Source organism: Streptomyces sp. NBC_01341, assembly GCF_035946055.1.
GTDB lineage: Bacteria > Actinomycetota > Actinomycetes > Streptomycetales > Streptomycetaceae > Streptomyces.
Genome location: NZ_CP108364.1, coordinates 6,209,031 through 6,225,052, shown reverse-complemented (window position 1 = coordinate 6,225,052; position 16,022 = coordinate 6,209,031). Strand labels below are relative to the sequence as shown.

The following is a 16,022-nucleotide window of genomic DNA, read 5'->3' as shown; positions in this document are numbered from 1 at the left end:
CTACCCGCGCCATCGATCGGCGGTACGAAATCCCAGGACGTCACTCGTTCGGCCTTACGTAGACCGTGTGTCCGAACACCACCGTGCGGAGACAGACCGGGAGCTCGGCCCCGGGCGTGAGATCGGGCAGGCCGGGGGTGCCGGAGCGGGGGTCGGTCGACCAGCGGGCGACCCGGTCGTCGGGGGCCTGGACCAGCAGTTCACCGGTACGCCAGACGGCGTAGTCGGCCGGGGCTCCCGGCACGAGCACACCCGCGTCGTCGCGTCCGACGGCACGCCACCCTCCCCGGGTGTGTGCGGTGAAGCCGGCGCGTACGGAGATCCGGTGCTCCGGCGTGCGGTGGTGTGCCGCGGCCCGCACGGTCCCCCAGGGGTCCAGGGGGGTGACAGGGCTGTCCGAGCCGAAGGCGAGGGGCACGCCGGCGCGCAGCATCGCCGCGTACGGGTTGAGGGTCCCGGCGCGCTGGGCGCCCAGGCGTCCGGCGTACATCCCGTCGGTGCCTCCCCACGCCGCGTCGAAGGCGGGCTGCACCGAGGCGGTGAGGCCCAGTTCGGCGAAGGCGGCGATGGTCTGCGGGGTCAGCATCTCCGCGTGCTCGACGCGGTGCCGTGCGGCCCTGACGCGGGCGAGCCCGAGGGTCTCGGAGGCGGCCCGGACCCCTTCCACGACCGCGGTGACCGCCGCGTCGCCGATGGCGTGGAACCCGGCCTGCAGCCCCGCCTCCGTGCACGCCGCCACGTGTGCGGCGATACCGGCGGCGTCGAGCCGGCCGGTGCCGGTGTGCGGGGCATCGGCGTACGGCTCGTGCAGCAGGGCCGTGTGCGAGCCGAGCGAACCGTCGACGAAGAGGTCACCGGCAGCGCCCACGGCACCGAGCTCACGGACGCGAAGGGCGCCCTTCGCGTCCTCGATCCGCTCGGCCCAGTAGCCGAACACCCGGGGTCCGGGCTGCTCGGCTGCGAGCTCGAGCAGCCCGGTGAAGTCGTCCTCGTCCGAGATGTCGGGGCCGGCGCACTCGTGCACGGTGCCGATCCCCAGCGACGCGGCATGAGCCAGGGCGGCCCGCTGGGCCTCCCTGCGCTGCGCGGGCGTGACGGCGCCGTGGGCCGCCGCGCGGACGGCGTGGTGGGCGTCGCCGGTCAGGGGCGCCTCGGGGTGGTACCCGGGCATCGAGGTGACACCGGGGACGAGGTCGAGGAGCGCCGTGCTCACGACGGCGGAGTGGACGTCCACGCGGGGCAGGTAGAGGGCGCGTCCGCCTGCCGCCTCGTCGAGTTCGGCGCGGGACGGGGGCCGCTGCTCGGGCCAGCGCGCCGCGTCCCACCCGTGACCCAGGATCACCCGGTCCCCCGCGTGACTGCTCGCGAAGGCGCGGACCAGCCCGAGGGCTTCGGTGAGTGCGCGGGCGCCGGAGAGGTCCAGCCCCGTGAGGGCGAGTCCGGTCGACGTGGTGTGGACGTGGGAGTCGGTGAAGGCCGGGGTGACCAGCGCCCCTTCCAGGTCGATCACCTCGTCGACGCCGCTCGCGAAGGCGTCGGCGGCCCCCTCGGAACCGACCCAGGCGACATGGCCGCGTTCGACGACCATCGCAGTGGCGAACGGGTCGGCGGGGCTGTGGACGTCTCCACCGCGCAGAAGCACGGTGCGGTGTTCGCTCTGGGGGGCGGTGCTCTCGGTCATGGGACCAGTCTCGCGCCTGCCGGAAGCGGTGCCGCCCGCGCCCCCTCCCCCGAGCGGCCCGGCGGCCGGGAGGGGACCCCTTCCAGGCGGTCCCGGACAGCGGGGACCGGGGGGCCGGGCCCCTCCGGCACGACTCAGATGCGCGGCGGACGCGCCTCGTACGGGGTGGAGAGGACGACGGTCGTACGGGTGGAGACGCCGGCCAGCGTACGGATACGCGTGAGCAGGTGCTCCAGCTCCAGGGGGGCGGAGACCCGCACCTTGAGGATGTAGTTCTCGTCCCCCGCGACGCTGTGGCACGCCTCGAGCTCCGGCACACCAGCGAGCCGTTCGGCGATGTCGTCGGGAGCGCTCGGGTCGAAGGGTTTCACCGAGATGAACGCGGTGAGGGGCAGGCCGAGCGCTTCGGCGTCGACGACCGCGGCGTAGCCGCGGATCACCCCGCGCTGCTCCAGCCTGCGGACACGCTGATGAACGGCCGAGGTGGACAGGCCCGTGGCCTTGCCCAGGTCGGTGTAGCTCATCCGCCCGTCCTTGACGAGCAACTCCACGATCTGACGGTCCAGCTCCTCCATGCGGATCAACCTATGGCCCCGAGTCCCTCCAAGCACAGCCACAGGCGGCCCGGAAGGGCTCGTTCGAGGAGCATGTGACGAATGCCACAAGTTTGCGGGTGAGTGGCGGCCTGGCTCGCGATTACGGCAGACGCGCGGGGGGAAGTGCTTGCTGTGGCCGAGGCCGTGGCGCCTGGCCGGTCCATCTGAGGGGGAAGATCCCATGCAGAGCCTGAAGCTCACCGGACGTATCGAACCGGATCCCGACGAGTACGCCGCACGTGACGAGGACAGCGCTCCCGACGCGTACGACACATTCGAGATGTACCGGGTCGTCTGCCCGGACTGTGCCCAGCCGATCGCCCTGCTGGCGGACGAGGACGTGCTTCCCGAGCACGCCCTGTGCCCCTCACCGTGGAACCCCTTCGTCCTCACCGTGTGTCCCGGGACGAACCGTGACGCCTCCCTCGCACGCCCCGCCGACGAGTCCCTCGAGGTCCAGGAGCAGGAGACGGCGCTGCTGCTGACGCTCCCCCAGGGGCTGGACTGGCGGATGCAGCCCTTCTCGCACGCCGGAGGTCCGGGCTCGCGGCCGGTGCGGTACGTGCCGCTGACCCGGCGTCACGCCGCCTGACAACCGACGCCACCCAGGGCCGGACGCACCACGACGGTCTCCGTCGGCGTGGTGCGTCCGGCCTTCGCCCCGTGACGGGCGCGGCACCCGAGGAACGGGCGCGCGATTCGGCGGGACAGTGACCCGGTGCCCGTGACGGCGTTGGTTCTGTATGACCACGCTGCGTCCAACGGCAGGCCCCGTACGTCGCCGTCTCGCCCCACCGGCGACCGGAGAATCGGTTCCGCAGGCCGGAGCCCTGTCCCGCGAGTCCGCGCGGCAGCCCGTGCCGCACCCCGCAGATCCGCCCATCTACCGCGCGATGCTGCGCCACTGGGAGAGCTCCGGCCGGACGCTGCCGGGGCGCCATGACCAGGAGTGGTACCGGATCATGACGGCCCCCCTCTGGTCGGACCGGCTCAGCGCGTCTCGGAACCCGCGAGGTGACGGGCGATGACCATGCGCTGGATCTGGTTGGTGCCCTCCACGATCTGCAGCACCTTGGCCTCGCGCATGAGGCGCTCGACGGGGAAGTCCAGCGTGTAGCCGTATCCTCCGAGCACCTGCACGGCATCGGTGGTCACCCGCATGGCCGCGTCGGTGCAGAACAGCTTCGCCATCGCCGCCTGCCGGGAGAAGGGCAGCCCCGCGTCGCGGAGGCGCGCCGCCTCCAGGTACAGCGCCCGCCCCGCCTCGATCTGCGTGGCCATGTCGGCGAGCATGAAGCGCAGCCCCTGGAAGTCCGCGACGGGCCGCCCGAACTGGTGGCGCCCGGTGGCGTATCCGACGGCCTCGTCCAGGGCCGCCTGGGCGACGCCGACGGCGCATGCGGCGATCCCCAGGCGCCCCGAGTCGAGGGCGGACAGAGCGATGGCGAAACCCTGGCCCTCCTCCCCGATCCGACGGTCGTCGGAGATCCTCACTCCGTCGAAGTGCATCTGGGCCGTGGGCGAGCCCTTCATGCCCATCTTCTTCTCGGGCAGGGCCGCGTCGAGGCCGGCGGCGTCGCCGGGGACCAGGAAGGCGGTGATGCCGCGCGGGCCCTCCACGCCGGTCCGGGCCAGCACGGTGTAGAAGTCGGCCACGCCGCCGTGCGTGATCCAGGCCTTGGTCCCGGTGAGCACCCAGCCGTCGGCGTCGCGCACGGCCTTCGTGCGGAGCGAGGCCGCGTCGGAGCCCGAGGAGGGCTCGGAGAGGCAGTAGGCACCGAGCAGTCCGCCCGCGAGCATCGCCGGGAGGTGGGCCGCCCGTTGCTCGTCGGTGCCGAATCCGGCGAGTGCGTGACAGGCCAGCGAGTGGACGCTGACGCCGAGGCCGACGGTCAGCCTTGCCGCCGCCAACTCCTCCAGCGCCTGGAGGTAGACCTCGTAGGGCTGGTCGCCGCCGCCGTGCGCGGAGTCGTAGGGAAGCCCGAGCAGTCCGGCCTCCGACAGCAGGGTGAAGACCTCGCGCGGGAAGACTCCCGCCTCCTCCTCGCCGGCCGCCCGGGGAGCGATCTCCTTCGACACGATGTCGCGGACGAGCTCGATGAGCTGCCGGGACTCCTCGGTGGGCAGTCGGCGTTCCACGGGCTGCGGGGCACGGTCGGACATGACGGCGCTCTCCTCCCTGTCGGGGGTTACGACGGTCGCGCGCGCGGGGTGTGAGCGGCTCCGCCGGACGGTCCCGGGCGATGCCCGGAAATCTACGGCTCCCCAGCCGATCCTGCCTTCCCGGATCACGGGAGGCGCTGGCCAGCGGCTGTGGCGCGTCGAGTATGCCCGATCGGAGCGCGTCCGTCACCGGGGGCCTGCGGCCTTGATCAGCGAAATTGGTCCGAACCATTGACCCAACTGGTCTAGTCCTCCTACGGTCTTCCTCACCGCCTCATCGCGTCCATGCCAAAAGCAGTGGACCAGCGGGCATCCCCACGTCCTCCCCCACGAGGAGTCACAATGAACGGACTTCACCGCCCCCGCGCACGCCTCCGGGCGCTCGCCGTACGCGTCTGCACCGCCGCGCTCGGAGCCGCCCTTCTCGGCGTCGCCGGCACAGCCCCCGCAGGCGCGTCTCCCACCTCCACCGCACCCGCCGCCGATGCGGCCCCCACCGCTGCCGGGGACAAGGTGGTCGGATACTTCACCAACTGGGGTGTCTACGACCGCAATTACCACGTCAAGAACATCGAGACCTCCGGTTCGGCCGACCGGCTCACCCACATCAACTACGCCTTCGGCAACGTCCAGGGCGGCAAGTGCACCATCGGCGACAGCTACGCCGACTACGAGAAGGCCTACACGGCGGACCAGTCAGTCGACGGCGTGGCGGACACCTGGGACCAGGAACTGCGCGGCAACTTCAACCAGCTGCGCAAACTGAAGAAGCTCCACCCCGGCCTGAAGGTCATCTGGTCCTTCGGCGGCTGGAGCTGGTCGGGCGGCTTCGGCGAGGCGGCACAGAATCCGGCCGCCTTCGCGGAGTCCTGCCACGGCCTGGTCGAGGACCCGCGCTGGGCCGACGTCTTCGACGGGATCGACATCGACTGGGAGTACCCGAACGCCTGCGGCCTGACCTGCGACACCAGCGGCCGTGACGCCTACGGCACCCTCCTGTCGGCGCTTCGCACGGAGTTCGGCGGCGACAGCCTGATCACTTCGGCGATCACGGCCGACGGCTCCGACGGCGGCAAGATCGACGCGGTGGACTACGCCGGCGCGGCCAAGTACCTCGACTGGTACAACCCGATGACGTACGACTTCTTCGGGGCCTTCGCGGCGCAGGGCCCGACGGCGCCGCACTCACCGCTGACCTCCTACCAGGGCATCCCGACAGAGGGCTTCCACACGGACGCCGCCATCTCCAAGCTCAGGGAACTGGGCGTGCCCGCCGAGAAGCTGCTGCTGGGCATCGGCTTCTACGGGCGCGGCTGGACCGGTGTCACGCAGTCCGAACCGGGCGGCACGGCGACCGGGGCCGCCCCGGGGACGTACGAGGAGGGCATCGAGGACTACAAGGTCCTGAAGAACAGCTGCCCCGCCACCGGCACGGTCGCGGGCACGGCGTACGCCCACTGCGGCACGAACTGGTGGAGCTACGACACCCCGGCCACCATCGGCACGAAGATGGAGTACAAGGCCGAACAGGGCCTGGGAGGGACCTTCTTCTGGGAGCTCAGCGGCGACACGGCCGACGGTGAGCTCATCAAGGCCATCAACTAGCCCCGACGGGGTACACGCACAGCAGGGCGGGTCAGGGGTGGGGTGCCGGGCGGGCACCCCACCCCACCCGTCATGAAGGCCGCAGCAGGTCGCGCCACGCGTGCCCGGCCCGCTCCCTGGCCCCGGCGGTTCCGGTCGGCGCGACCCGTTCACCTCACGTTCTCGCCCCCCTCACCCAAGAGCCGTGCCGTAGTCGCACACCGGCGCGATTCGAGGCCATACGATGCGCCTGCGGAGCGCGCACGGGGAACACGGGGGGAGGCGCGATGGCCGGGAGACCGCATGCCGGGATGTCCGGTGAGACGGTGCCGGAAAGAGTCCGGGGCGCCCTGCCCAAGGGCGTGGAGCTGTACCACCTGAAGCCGGACGGCAGCATCGAACTGGCGGACCGTGAGGGCAGCCGGCCCCTGGGAGCCGAGCGGGCGCTGCTCCGCTTCATCGACGACGGACAGTTCGCCCACTACCTGATAGGCGACGCGGGCACATCGCCCGAGCGCCCTTCGAACGCCACCGTCAAGCTCGGCGTCGTGGGGCCGCGCAGTGCCTTCACCCCGCACGCCCATGGCGGGGAGCACTTCGTCCTCAGCCTTGGTCACGCCGCGTGCGGCCTCCACGACGAGCACCGCGACCGCGTCACCGAAGTCCCCCTGGCGCCGGGGATGCTGATACGCATCCCCGAGATGATGCCCCACTCCTTCGCCAACCGGGGCACCGATCCGCTGACGATCCTCGCGGCCAACTCCGGATACGGGATCGACCACGAGGACTACGCCGTGACCGCCGAGGAGGCGGAGCGCCGCGCCGACGGCGGGACGACGGCGGCGGGCGGACTCACCGTGCCGACCGCCGCCGAGTACCGCGCCCTCGCCACCGCCCTGCGCGGCATCGAGCACATGCAGCGGGAACGGGGCATCCCCGGCACCACGGTCCGCGAGCGCCTGGCGGCCCGGCTGCGCCGCGTCGCGACGGCACTGGAGGTCCACCGGTGATCTGCCCGCACTGCGCGAAGAACCTGCTCCGGAAGGAGCGCACCGGCAACACCTGCTCCCACTGCCGGCGTACGTACGCGCTCGATCCCAAGACCAACTCCCTGGGCCTCCACGATCTGCGTGTACGGAGGGTCGCGGCCAAGGTGACGGCGGAGGGGAGCATCGCGGTGACGGCGGACCAGCTGTGGTACGCGCTGTCGCGTTCGCGCCTCAGGAAAGCCGGTTACACGCCGGGCTGTGCGGGAGCGGCCCTCGGATTCGGCCTGTTCACCGGGTTCTTCGGCCTGGGCTTCGAGAGCGCCTTCGTCCTGGCCGTCGCCGGCGGACTGCTCCTCGTGGGCGCGGCGTTCACGGTGGCCTGGGCGGTCGGGGTCGACCGGGGGTTCCCGGCGATGCCCCGCGCCGCGTTCGAGCCGCAGGCGCTGCGGCACTGGCGGTCGCGGTACGGCGGGCTGCCGCCGGGGATCATCGACGCCGCGCGTGCCCCGGCCGGGGACGACGGTGCGTCCGCCGCTGCTTCGCCGGGCACGGCCGTACTCCTGTGTCCCGACCCCGCCGTCAGGGTGTTTCTGGCCGCGTCGGGTCTGCCCGCCCGCTTCGGTGTCCTGCTGGCCGACGACCTGGACGCGGTCCGCGCCCTGCCGGGGGACGGGCCGGTGATCGTGCTCCGGGACGCGGACGCCTGGGGGGAGTTCTTCGTCCGGGACGTACGCGCGGCCCTGGACCGGCGCCGGGTCGTCGACGCGGGGCTGCCCGTCCGTTCCGTCGTCGCCCGTGCCGGCGCGGTGCCGTACCGCGACCGCGGCTCGGTGCCGGACCGGCGGACGATGGCACGCCTGACCGACTCCGGGGACTTCACCGGGCGGGAGCTGAAGTGGATGGGCCGGGGCTGGCGGTTCCCGCTCGTCGCGCTGCCGCCCGCCCGGCTGCTCGCCGTCTTCACCCGCGTCGCCGGACAGGCCGCCCGGACGGCGGACCCGGAGCACGCCCGTGCCTCCGGCGTGGGGTTCATGACCTGGCCAGGTCCGGAGTCCCCGGGCGCCGGGGGGCCGGGATGATCACACGGCCTCCCCGCGGAGGCGGCGCCTCCACCGGTCCGCTCACCCGGCCGGCAGCACGGCTCCTGGACGCCGCGATCACCCGGGCCGCGGCCCGTGCGGCGGGCCCCGGCGGACTCCGGTTCACAGAACGGCAGCTCTACTACGAGACCTGCCGGGTGCTGAGCCCGACGACCCTGCTCACCCGCCCTCCGCGGACTTCGGCCCCTCACCTCCGGCTGCCCGTCTTCACGCGCGCACTGGACGCGCGGGGCAGGGAGTCGGTACCCGGCCTGCTGCCAACGCCGCCGGACGTCCCGCCCCGGCTCCCGGCCGCGCGGGAGGACTCCGAGAGCGACCTCCACGCCTACGGGCTGCCCCGTCTCCTGGTCTGCCAGGACCGTTCCATCGCCCGCATGCTGCTCTCCAACCACGTCCATGTGGAGGCTGCCTGTCCCGTGATCGCGGCGGACGACGCCCCGTCTCTCGATCCGCGCGTCGTCGCGGCTCTGGAACGTGCCGAGGGCGCGACGGTCCACGTGCTGCACGACGCGAGTCCGGAGGGCGTCGGGCTGCCGGCCCGTATCAGGTCCGTGCTCGGGCCCGTGCCCGGGGTACGGGTCGCGTCGATCGGTCTCGCCCCGCGTCACGCGGCGGCGCTGCGCCTTCCCTCGGGCCGGGGTCCCGCGCCGGACCCCGGCCGTATGGTCCGGCCGCCCTCACTCAGACCCCGGGAGGCTGCCTGGCTGCTGCGCGGACGGTTCGCAGAGGCAGCCGCTGTGCCACCGCCGCGCCTGGTCCGCACGGTGCTGCGGCTCACCCGGGGGCCCCGGCCCCCGCGCACCTCGGTGTGGACGGACCTGCGCGGACTGCGCACCGCCGGCTTCCTCAGCTGGCCCGCATCGTGATCCACCGCCACCGCGCCCCTGCCGGGAGCGCCCTGACACGTTCCCGCGCGCGCAGACCCACGAGACCGCACCTGCCCGGCACACCGGAGGACCGCCCACGATGATCCGCCCCCGAGAGATCGGCTACTCCGACGAACTGCTCGCCGACGGCAGCGTCCACCGGCGCTACGAGGACGGCAGGCAGGAGTGGCGGCACCGCGAGGGCTCCTCGCGCCGCCTGGTCCGCTGGCACGACAGCACGAACGCCTCCGGCACCGACGAACTGCTCGGCGAACGCATCATCAAGCGGGCGCTCGCCGACGGCACGGTGACGTACGGGAAGGACATCGGATACGGGCGCACCCTGTGGGGCCGCGGCGAGACCCTGATGGTGAACCGGACGTCGTTCGGCGGTCGGGCGGGTGCGGTGCTCGCCGGGCTCGGTGTGGCCACCTTCGCGATCACGGCCGCCCACCTGCCGCCGCTGAGCATGAGCCCGGAGGAGGAGGAGGCCCTGCGGCAGCAGAGCCAGTCGTCCTCCTCCGGCGGCGACTCCGGCGGGGATCCGGGTACGGGCGACTGGGACGCGGGCTGGCACGACGACGACGAGGCATGGAGCGACGACGACTTCGGCTGAGCCACCGGCGAGGCCGCCGGGGCGGCGGGCGAAACGTACGTGACAGCGATCGACAAGGAGAGGAGCGGCACGTGGCGCGCTTCTGCGTCTGCCTGGCCCCGACGACTCGACAGGCCTGTGATCACGTCGAGGCGATGGGGGTTGCCGCCGCTGCGGCCGGTGTCCCCGGGGCCGGGCTCGGGCTGGTCGCCGGCGAGACGGGCCGGGCCGGGGGGCCGTTCACCGCCCATGGTCTGAGCGCGATGGGCGAGGTCACCCTCCACAACCGCCCGGTCCTCCAGGCGGCGCTGCGAGCCGAGGGAGCGCCGGCTCCCGCTCACTGTTCCGACGGCGAACTGCTCCTGCGCTGCTGGGCGCGGCTCGGTGAGGCGGGCGTGGCACTCGCGGAGGGCATGTTCGCGCTCGCCGTGCTCGAGGGTGCCGGCCTGGTCCTCGTACGCGACCACGTGGGCGCCAGGACGGTCTTCTACGCCCGCGCGGCGGGTGCCTGGGCGGCCTCGACCTCGTTGCGGACGCTGCGGCACTGGCCGGCGCTCGGCACCTCGATGAATCTCGCGGCGGTCCGGTCCTTCCTGACCTTCGCCTACCTGCCCGGCGAGGAGACGCTGCTCAGAGGCGTACGAGAAGTGCTGCCCGGACGCGTACTGCGCCTGGCTCCCGACGGCGGGGTCACCGAGTCGGTGTTCTGGGAACCCCGCGAACACCTCGGGCAGGAGGGGCCGCAGGACCCCACGCCGCACGTCCTGGCCCTCCGGTCGCACCTGGAGGCGGCGACGGCGATCAGACTCCCCGAGGCGGAGCCGGCCGCGGTCCTGCTGTCCGGCGGTGTGGACAGCTCCCTCGTCACCGCCTTGGCCGCCAAACTCCACAGCCATCCGGTGCACACGTACTCGATCAGTTTCGGCGACGGACTGCCCAACGAGCTGGGCTACTCGGGCCTGGTCGCCGCGCACTGCCACACCCGGCACCGGGTCCTCAGCGTGTCCGGCGAGGCCGTCGCCTCGCGGCTCGCGGAGGCGGCCGCCCTGCTGGACAGCCCGGTCGGCGACCCGTTGACGGTGCCGAACCTGATGCTGGCCGAGGCGGTGGCCGCGGACGGCGCGTCGGTGGTGCTCAACGGGGAGGGCGGGGACCCGGTGTTCGGCGGGCCCAAGAACCTCCCGATGCTGGTGCAGGAGATGCACCGTGAGACGGGTGCACCGTGGGACGAGGACCGGGCGACGGCGTATCTGCGCGCGTACCGCAAGTGCTGGACGGACCTCCCCGGACTGCTGACCGCGCGGGCCCTGGACGCACTGCGCGACGAACCGGTCCCGCAGCGGTTCGTCGAGCCCTACCTGACGCCCGGTCCCGGAAGCCCGCACCGCATGGACGGACTGCTCAACCAGCTCCTGCACTGCAATCTGCGGACCAAGGGCGCCCACCACATCCTGACGAAGGTGGAACGTCTGACCGCGTCCCAGGGCATCGAGGGCCGGTCCCCGCTCTTCGACCGCCGGGTGATCGACCACGCGTTCGCGACGCCGCCCGAGTACAAACTCCGCGGCGCGGCGGAGAAGTGGATCCTCAAGGAGGCGGTGCGCGATCTCCTGCCGGGCACGGTGGTCGACCGCCCCAAGAGCGGGATGCGGGTGCCGGTGCAGCAGTGGCTGGCGGGTCCGCTGCGCGATCTGGCCGGGGACCTGCTTCTGAGCGGGCAGTCGGCCGGCCGCGGCCTCTTCCGGCCCGCCACCATCCGTACGTGGATGAAGGGCGAGGGCACGCTCCTGCCGCGGCAGGGGGGCAAGTTGTGGCTGGTACTGACCCTGGAACTCTGGCTGCGGTCGTACGGACTGTGAGCGGCGCGGTGCGTGGGAAGCAGCGGGAAACGACGAACGGAGAGCGACGATGAAGACCCGACTCGACGACCCGCGCACGGGCCTGCCCCGCGGGACGGCCCTCCTGTCACGCGAACCGGAGGTCGGGGCCGCCGTGGCGGCAGGCCGCGCGGCGCTCGGGGCGTGGAGTTCCCTGACCCCGCGGGAGCGGGCCGGCCGGCTGGACCGGCTGGCGGCCCTGATCGAGCAGGACAGCGCTCGCTACGTCGCCCGGGAGCGCGCCGGGACCGGTAAGCCGGACGCGGAGACGGCCGGCGAGCTGGCGCAGGTGGCGGACCTGTTCCGCTTCTACGCGACGGCTGCGCGCGCCAGGACGGCCCCCGCCGCGGGCGCTCTGGTGGCCGGGCACGAGAGCTGGGTGCGCTGGGAGCCCATGGGCGTGGTCGGTGTGGTCGTGCCCTGGAACTACCCGTTGATGATGGCCGCCTGGCGCTGCGCCCCCGCCCTCGCCGCAGGCAACACGGTGGTCGTGAAGCCCGCCGAGACCACTCCGGACAGTGTGGAACTCCTGGCGGAGCACGCCGCCCTGGCCCTGGGCGAAGGCGTCCTCCAGTCACTTCCCGGGGACCGTCTGACGGGCCGGCTGCTGGTCGGGTCACCTGTGGACATGGTCGCCTTCACGGGCAGCGGCCGGGCGGGCCTGGACGTGACGGCACGGGCGGGGACGCGCCGGACCAGCCTGGAGCTGGGAGGCAACGCGCCGGCCCTCGTCCTCCCGGACGCTCCCGGGGACACGTTCGCGTCGCTCGCCGGGGCGGCGACGTACAACGCGGGACAGAGCTGCGCGGCCCCGGCCCGGGTCATCACCCTCACCGAGAACTACGAGGCGACGGTCACCGGGCTGGCCGCGGCGATGGGGGCGCGGCTGGCCGGCCGCGACTTCGGGCCGCTGAACAACCCGGAGCAGGCGGCCCGTTACGACGCCCTGGTCGCGGCCTCGGCGGCGAAGCGGCGGCAGGCGGCGGGGACCTCGGTCGGGCCGGGCGAGGAGGGCGGCCACTGGCGGCCGGCCCTGGTCCTGGCGGACCTGCCGGAGGACGACCCGGCCGTCGTCGAGGAGGTCTTCGGCCCGCTCCTCACGGTCCAGCACGCCCCGACGGTCGACGCCGCGCTGCGCCTCGCGAACAGCGTCCCCCAGGCCCTGGCGGCCAGTGCCTGGACGACGGACCTCGGTACGGGCCTCGATGTCGCGGGGCGTCTGGACGCGGGCGAGGTCTGGCTCAACTGCCATCTGGTGCAGACGGCGGAGCTCCCCCACGGGGGCCGTGGCTCGTCCGGCCACGGAACGGACCTGAGCGCCCTGGCCCTCCAGGAGTACCAGCGGCCCAAGACGGTGACCGTCCGCCTGCCGCCGCGCGCGGGAGAGGTGTCCCGGTAGGCGCCGGCGATATCCCAGGGAGCCTCCGAGGGCGGCGAGGCGAGAGGGCCGGAAAGAGGTCCTGGGGTCTTTCGTCTGGATCAGGCTGCATCGGGGGCCCAGCGTGATCCGAACGAGAGGCCCTAGAGGGGCGTGGCGGCCTTCAGGATGAAGAACAGGGTGACGGCCGCGTTCGCCGACGCAAGGGCGGAGAACGCCGCACCGGCCGCCGCACCCCACACGGCCAGCCCCACGGTCGTGGACAGCGGGGGCAACGCCCGGGCACAGGGCGCCGGGCCGAGCAGCGCCGCCACCCGGCGCGGGACGGGCCCGGGGGCCGCCAGCGCCGCGAACGGGGAGAGCGGGGCGCCCGGGGACAACAGGGCGGCCTTGCCGATCGCCCGGGCCACGCTGCGCCGGTCCCCCACCGCGAGCGCCGCCTCCTCGTCGGCCCAGCGCTCGCTCGTGTAGCCGACCGCCGTCCGCAGCGGGCACAGGAACGGGTTCGCGCGCGCGGCCAGTCGCACCGTCAGCAGGAAGCGGTGGTGCGCCCCGGCCAGGTGTGCCCGCTCGTGGGCGAACAGCGCGCGCCGCTCGGCCGCGCCGAGGGCGGCGAGCATGCCGGTGGTGACGACGACCCTGCCACGCGGCCCGCCGGGGAGGGCGTACGCGTACGGCGTCACGTCGGGCAGGAGTGCCACCTGCCTCGGCGGCAGCCCCGCCAGCGCGAGATGCGCCCGTCGGCGCACCAGGAAGTGGCGCGCGGCCGTCCAGCCGCAGGAGACGAACACGGCGAGCAGCAGCGGAATGGCAACCCTCCCTGCGATTTCGTCGTACGGCACGGCCTCCCGCACCTCGGGGTCGGACCACCCGTCGGGCAGGGGATTGCCGGGCAGTTGCGCGGTTCCGACCACCACCATCAGGACGAGTGACAGCGTGCTGCACACGGCGAGGACGGACGCGACACCCGAGAGGAGCCAGGTCGCGGTGCGCGGGTGCAGGTGCTGCTCGGCCAGGCGTGCGACCGGCCAGGCGCTCAGGGGCAGCACCATAGGCAGGAAGACGAAGATGCCCATGCCGTCAGTCTTCCCCTTCGTCGGCCGCCGCTGCGAGCAGATCCCTGAGCAGCCGCTCGTCGCCCGGGGGCAGCGCGGTCACGAAACTCGCCAGCACCGCCTCGCGGTCCGCCTCCGCGTCGAGCACCTTGCGCATGCGCAGGGCGGCCAGACCCGACTCGTCCGCGGTGGCGGTCCACGCGAAGGAACGGCCCGAACGCTCGCGCTCCACAACGCCCTTGACGTGGAGCCGGGTGAGGATGGTGATGACCGTCGTGTAGGCGAGACCGCCGCCGAGACGCTCCTGGACCCAGCCGGCGTTCACGGGGTGCGGGGCGCGTCGCAGCTCCGCCAGCACCTGGCTCTCGAGCTCTCCCTGCCCCCTGCGGCGGGGCTGCCGAGCGGCACCGCCCTGGTTCTGGCCGGTCATGCCGTCTCCCTCCTGCCGCGGTGCCCGGAGATGCCCGGCGCCTGGGCCGCTCATCGTACTGAGATGCGACCGGTAGTCCGCACGGTGTCCGGACCACGCCCGTCCGGCCACGGGTGGCGATGCCCCCGGTCCGGCAGGAGGAACAATGTGGGCACCGGGGATCGGAAGGCGGCCGGGCGGGCGACATCTACAGGTTCGTGGATGCGCCGCACCGGGCCGCGCGAGAATGCGTCGGGGCGCATGGGTCACATGCACGCCCATGACCGGAGGGGAAGCGCATGCAAGGGGCACAGGGGCGGGGGCGCCGTGGGCGCGGCGGGGGCCGCGGGCCGGTCCGCCTCACACGGCGCGGGAAGTATCTCGCCTGGACCGCCGCCGTCCTGGCCGTGCTGCTGGCCGGTGCCGGCGGCGCCGGGGCGTGGATCTACCGGAGCCTGGACGCGAACATCCACGCCGGCGACATCGACGGCAAGATCGGCGGGGACCGGCCGGACAATCTCAGCCCCGGGGCTCTGAACATCCTCGTCGTGGGCTCGGACAGCCGTGACGGCGCCAACGCGAAGTACGGCAAGGACCTGGACACCATGCAGTCCGACACGCTGATGGTCCTGCATCTGTCGGCCGACCGGAAATGGGGCACGGTCGTCTCCATGCCGCGTGACTCCTGGGTACCGATAGCCGCCTGCGACCGGGGCGACGGCACCACTTCCGCCCCGCACCGGGCGAAGATCAACGAGGCGTTCGCCATCGGGGGCACGAAGGGTGACGTCGGGGGCGCCGCCGCCTGCGCCATCAGGACCATCGAGCAGAACACCGGGCTGCGCATCGATCACTTCATGTCGGTCGACTTCCAGGGCTTCAAGGGAATGGTCAACGCGGTCGACGGGATCGAGGTCTGCCCCGAGCAGGCGATGCGGGACGAGAAGGCCCACCTCGACCTGGAGGCGGGCTGCCAGACGGTGAAGGACGAGGAGGCCCTCGGTTACGTCCGCACCAGGTACAGCGTCGGCGACGGTTCCGACATCGGCCGGATAGGGCGCCAGCAGGAGTTCATGGAGGCGCTGGCCGCGAAGGCACGGAAGAAGCTGACCAGCCCGGGCGCCATGTACGGCGTCCTGGACTCGGCGACCAAGTCACTGACGACGGATCCGAAGCTCGCCGGGATCAAGCCGCTGACCTCGCTCGCGTCGGACATCCGGGGCATCGCCTCCGACAGGCTGGTCTTCCTCACCGTGCCGAACTACCCGCGCGAGCTCGACGTCCCGGCGGACAAGGCGAACATCTCCTGGCAGTACCCCCAGGCACAGGATCTGTTCACCGCTCTGGCCAGGGACGAGGAGGTCGACAAGGACCGGCTGACGACACCGGCGCCCCTGGCCGCGCGAACCATCAGTGTGCAGGCGCTCAACGGCTCGGGCGAGGCCGGGGCGGCCGCCGGGGCCGCGGAGCAACTGCGCCTCGCGGGCTACTCGGTCGCCGGGACCGCCAACGCCGGGGAGACGGGCGGGAAGACCTCGGTCATCTGCCCCCCGGGCCTCGAGGAGCAGGCGCGCGCGGTGGCACAGCGGCTGCGCAGGCCGGTGAAGCCGCGGACGGACGCCGGGGCGGCGCCCGGGGTGGTCACGCTCACGATCGGCATGGACTTCGAGGGGGTACGCGGCTGACGGGCACGAAGGGGCGGGGGAAGCCGCTCCCCCCGCCCCAGCCT

General features: G+C 73.1%; 14 protein-coding genes. 9 read left to right on the top strand and 5 right to left on the bottom strand.

Annotated elements, in window-relative coordinates; all coding sequences use genetic code 11:
• Positions 1 to 40: 40 nt before the first annotated feature.
• Both OG206_RS27495 and OG206_RS27490 read right to left on the bottom strand, forming a co-directional pair.
• A complete protein-coding gene (locus OG206_RS27495) occupies positions 41 to 1,681 on the bottom strand; it encodes an amidohydrolase (RefSeq protein WP_327120712.1) in 1,641 nt (546 codons plus the stop codon).
• Positions 1,682 to 1,815: 134 nt separating this feature from the next.
• The gene (locus OG206_RS27490; RefSeq protein WP_327120710.1) at positions 1,816 to 2,256 is read right to left on the bottom strand and encodes an Lrp/AsnC family transcriptional regulator; all 441 of its coding nucleotides are present in this window, start codon (positions 2,254 to 2,256) and stop codon (positions 1,816 to 1,818) included.
• Positions 2,257 to 2,458: 202 nt separating this feature from the next.
• On the opposite strand from OG206_RS27490, the gene OG206_RS27485 reads away from it, so the two are divergent.
• On the top strand, positions 2,459 to 2,869 hold the full coding sequence (locus OG206_RS27485; RefSeq protein WP_327120708.1) for a hypothetical protein: 411 nt from the start codon (positions 2,459 to 2,461) through the stop codon (positions 2,867 to 2,869).
• A gap of 398 nt (positions 2,870 to 3,267) precedes the next feature.
• Here the strand turns inward: OG206_RS27485 and OG206_RS27480 are convergent, their stop codons facing one another.
• A complete protein-coding gene (locus tag OG206_RS27480) occupies positions 3,268 to 4,440 on the bottom strand; it encodes an acyl-CoA dehydrogenase family protein (RefSeq protein WP_327120706.1) in 1,173 nt (390 codons plus the stop codon).
• A 342-nt stretch (positions 4,441 to 4,782) separates the two neighbouring features.
• On the opposite strand from OG206_RS27480, the gene OG206_RS27475 reads away from it, so the two are divergent.
• The 7 genes from OG206_RS27475 (at position 4,783) to OG206_RS27445 (ending at position 12,850) form a co-directional block, all read left to right on the top strand.
• Positions 4,783 to 6,045 (top strand): glycoside hydrolase family 18 protein, encoded by a 1,263-nt coding sequence (locus OG206_RS27475; protein WP_327120704.1) that lies wholly within the window; start codon positions 4,783 to 4,785, stop codon positions 6,043 to 6,045.
• Between the two features lie 266 nt (positions 6,046 to 6,311).
• Positions 6,312 to 7,034, top strand: a complete 723-nt coding sequence (locus OG206_RS27470) for a cupin domain-containing protein (RefSeq protein WP_327120702.1) — start codon at positions 6,312 to 6,314, stop codon at positions 7,032 to 7,034.
• Positions 7,031 to 8,092 (top strand): hypothetical protein, encoded by a 1,062-nt coding sequence (locus OG206_RS27465; protein ID WP_327120700.1) that lies wholly within the window; start codon positions 7,031 to 7,033, stop codon positions 8,090 to 8,092. The genes OG206_RS27470 and OG206_RS27465 overlap by 4 nt, the downstream gene beginning before the upstream one ends.
• Positions 8,089 to 8,979 carry a hypothetical protein gene (locus OG206_RS27460; protein WP_327120698.1) on the top strand — a complete coding sequence of 297 codons (891 nt, stop codon included), beginning with the start codon at positions 8,089 to 8,091 and terminating at the stop codon, positions 8,977 to 8,979. The genes OG206_RS27465 and OG206_RS27460 overlap by 4 nt, the downstream gene beginning before the upstream one ends.
• A 100-nt stretch (positions 8,980 to 9,079) precedes the next feature.
• Positions 9,080 to 9,595 carry a hypothetical protein gene (locus OG206_RS27455; protein WP_327120696.1) on the top strand — a complete coding sequence of 172 codons (516 nt, stop codon included), beginning with the start codon at positions 9,080 to 9,082 and terminating at the stop codon, positions 9,593 to 9,595.
• A 71-nt stretch (positions 9,596 to 9,666) separates the two neighbouring features.
• Entirely contained in the window at positions 9,667 to 11,433 is a 1,767-nt protein-coding gene (locus OG206_RS27450; RefSeq protein ID WP_327120694.1) for an asparagine synthetase B family protein, read from the top strand.
• A 49-nt stretch (positions 11,434 to 11,482) separates the two neighbouring features.
• On the top strand, positions 11,483 to 12,850 hold the full coding sequence (locus OG206_RS27445; RefSeq protein ID WP_327120692.1) for an aldehyde dehydrogenase family protein: 1,368 nt from the start codon (positions 11,483 to 11,485) through the stop codon (positions 12,848 to 12,850).
• Between the two features lie 122 nt (positions 12,851 to 12,972).
• Here the strand turns inward: OG206_RS27445 and OG206_RS27440 are convergent, their stop codons facing one another.
• Positions 12,973 to 13,905 carry a M56 family metallopeptidase gene (locus tag OG206_RS27440; RefSeq protein WP_327120690.1) on the bottom strand — a complete coding sequence of 311 codons (933 nt, stop codon included), beginning with the start codon at positions 13,903 to 13,905 and terminating at the stop codon, positions 12,973 to 12,975.
• Positions 13,906 to 13,909: 4 nt separating this feature from the next.
• Positions 13,910 to 14,314, bottom strand: a complete 405-nt coding sequence (locus OG206_RS27435) for a BlaI/MecI/CopY family transcriptional regulator (RefSeq protein WP_327120688.1) — start codon at positions 14,312 to 14,314, stop codon at positions 13,910 to 13,912.
• Positions 14,315 to 14,592: 278 nt separating this feature from the next.
• Here OG206_RS27435 and OG206_RS27430 point away from each other — a divergent pair, with 278 nt between their 5' ends.
• The gene (locus OG206_RS27430) at positions 14,593 to 15,978 is read left to right on the top strand and encodes an LCP family protein (protein WP_327120686.1); all 1,386 of its coding nucleotides are present in this window, start codon (positions 14,593 to 14,595) and stop codon (positions 15,976 to 15,978) included.
• Positions 15,979 to 16,022 lie beyond the last annotated feature (44 nt).

What these genes read in the sequence shown, in the direction of transcription:
- OG206_RS27495 (WP_327120712.1), bottom strand. Translation starts at nt 1,681, where the DNA reads ATGACCGAGAGCACCGCCCCCCAGAGCGAACACCGCACCGTGCTTCTG.
- OG206_RS27490 (WP_327120710.1), bottom strand. Translation starts at nt 2,256, where the DNA reads ATGGAGGAGCTGGACCGTCAGATCGTGGAGTTGCTCGTCAAGGACGGG.
- OG206_RS27485 (WP_327120708.1), top strand. Translation starts at nt 2,459, where the DNA reads ATGCAGAGCCTGAAGCTCACCGGACGTATCGAACCGGATCCCGACGAG.
- OG206_RS27480 (WP_327120706.1), bottom strand. Translation starts at nt 4,440, where the DNA reads ATGTCCGACCGTGCCCCGCAGCCCGTGGAACGCCGACTGCCCACCGAG.
- OG206_RS27475 (WP_327120704.1), top strand. Translation starts at nt 4,783, where the DNA reads ATGAACGGACTTCACCGCCCCCGCGCACGCCTCCGGGCGCTCGCCGTA.
- OG206_RS27470 (WP_327120702.1), top strand. Translation starts at nt 6,312, where the DNA reads ATGGCCGGGAGACCGCATGCCGGGATGTCCGGTGAGACGGTGCCGGAA.
- OG206_RS27460 (WP_327120698.1), top strand. Translation starts at nt 8,089, where the DNA reads ATGATCACACGGCCTCCCCGCGGAGGCGGCGCCTCCACCGGTCCGCTC.
- OG206_RS27455 (WP_327120696.1), top strand. Translation starts at nt 9,080, where the DNA reads ATGATCCGCCCCCGAGAGATCGGCTACTCCGACGAACTGCTCGCCGAC.
- OG206_RS27445 (WP_327120692.1), top strand. Translation starts at nt 11,483, where the DNA reads ATGAAGACCCGACTCGACGACCCGCGCACGGGCCTGCCCCGCGGGACG.
- OG206_RS27440 (WP_327120690.1), bottom strand. Translation starts at nt 13,905, where the DNA reads ATGGGCATCTTCGTCTTCCTGCCTATGGTGCTGCCCCTGAGCGCCTGG.
- OG206_RS27435 (WP_327120688.1), bottom strand. Translation starts at nt 14,314, where the DNA reads ATGACCGGCCAGAACCAGGGCGGTGCCGCTCGGCAGCCCCGCCGCAGG.
- OG206_RS27430 (WP_327120686.1), top strand. Translation starts at nt 14,593, where the DNA reads ATGCAAGGGGCACAGGGGCGGGGGCGCCGTGGGCGCGGCGGGGGCCGC.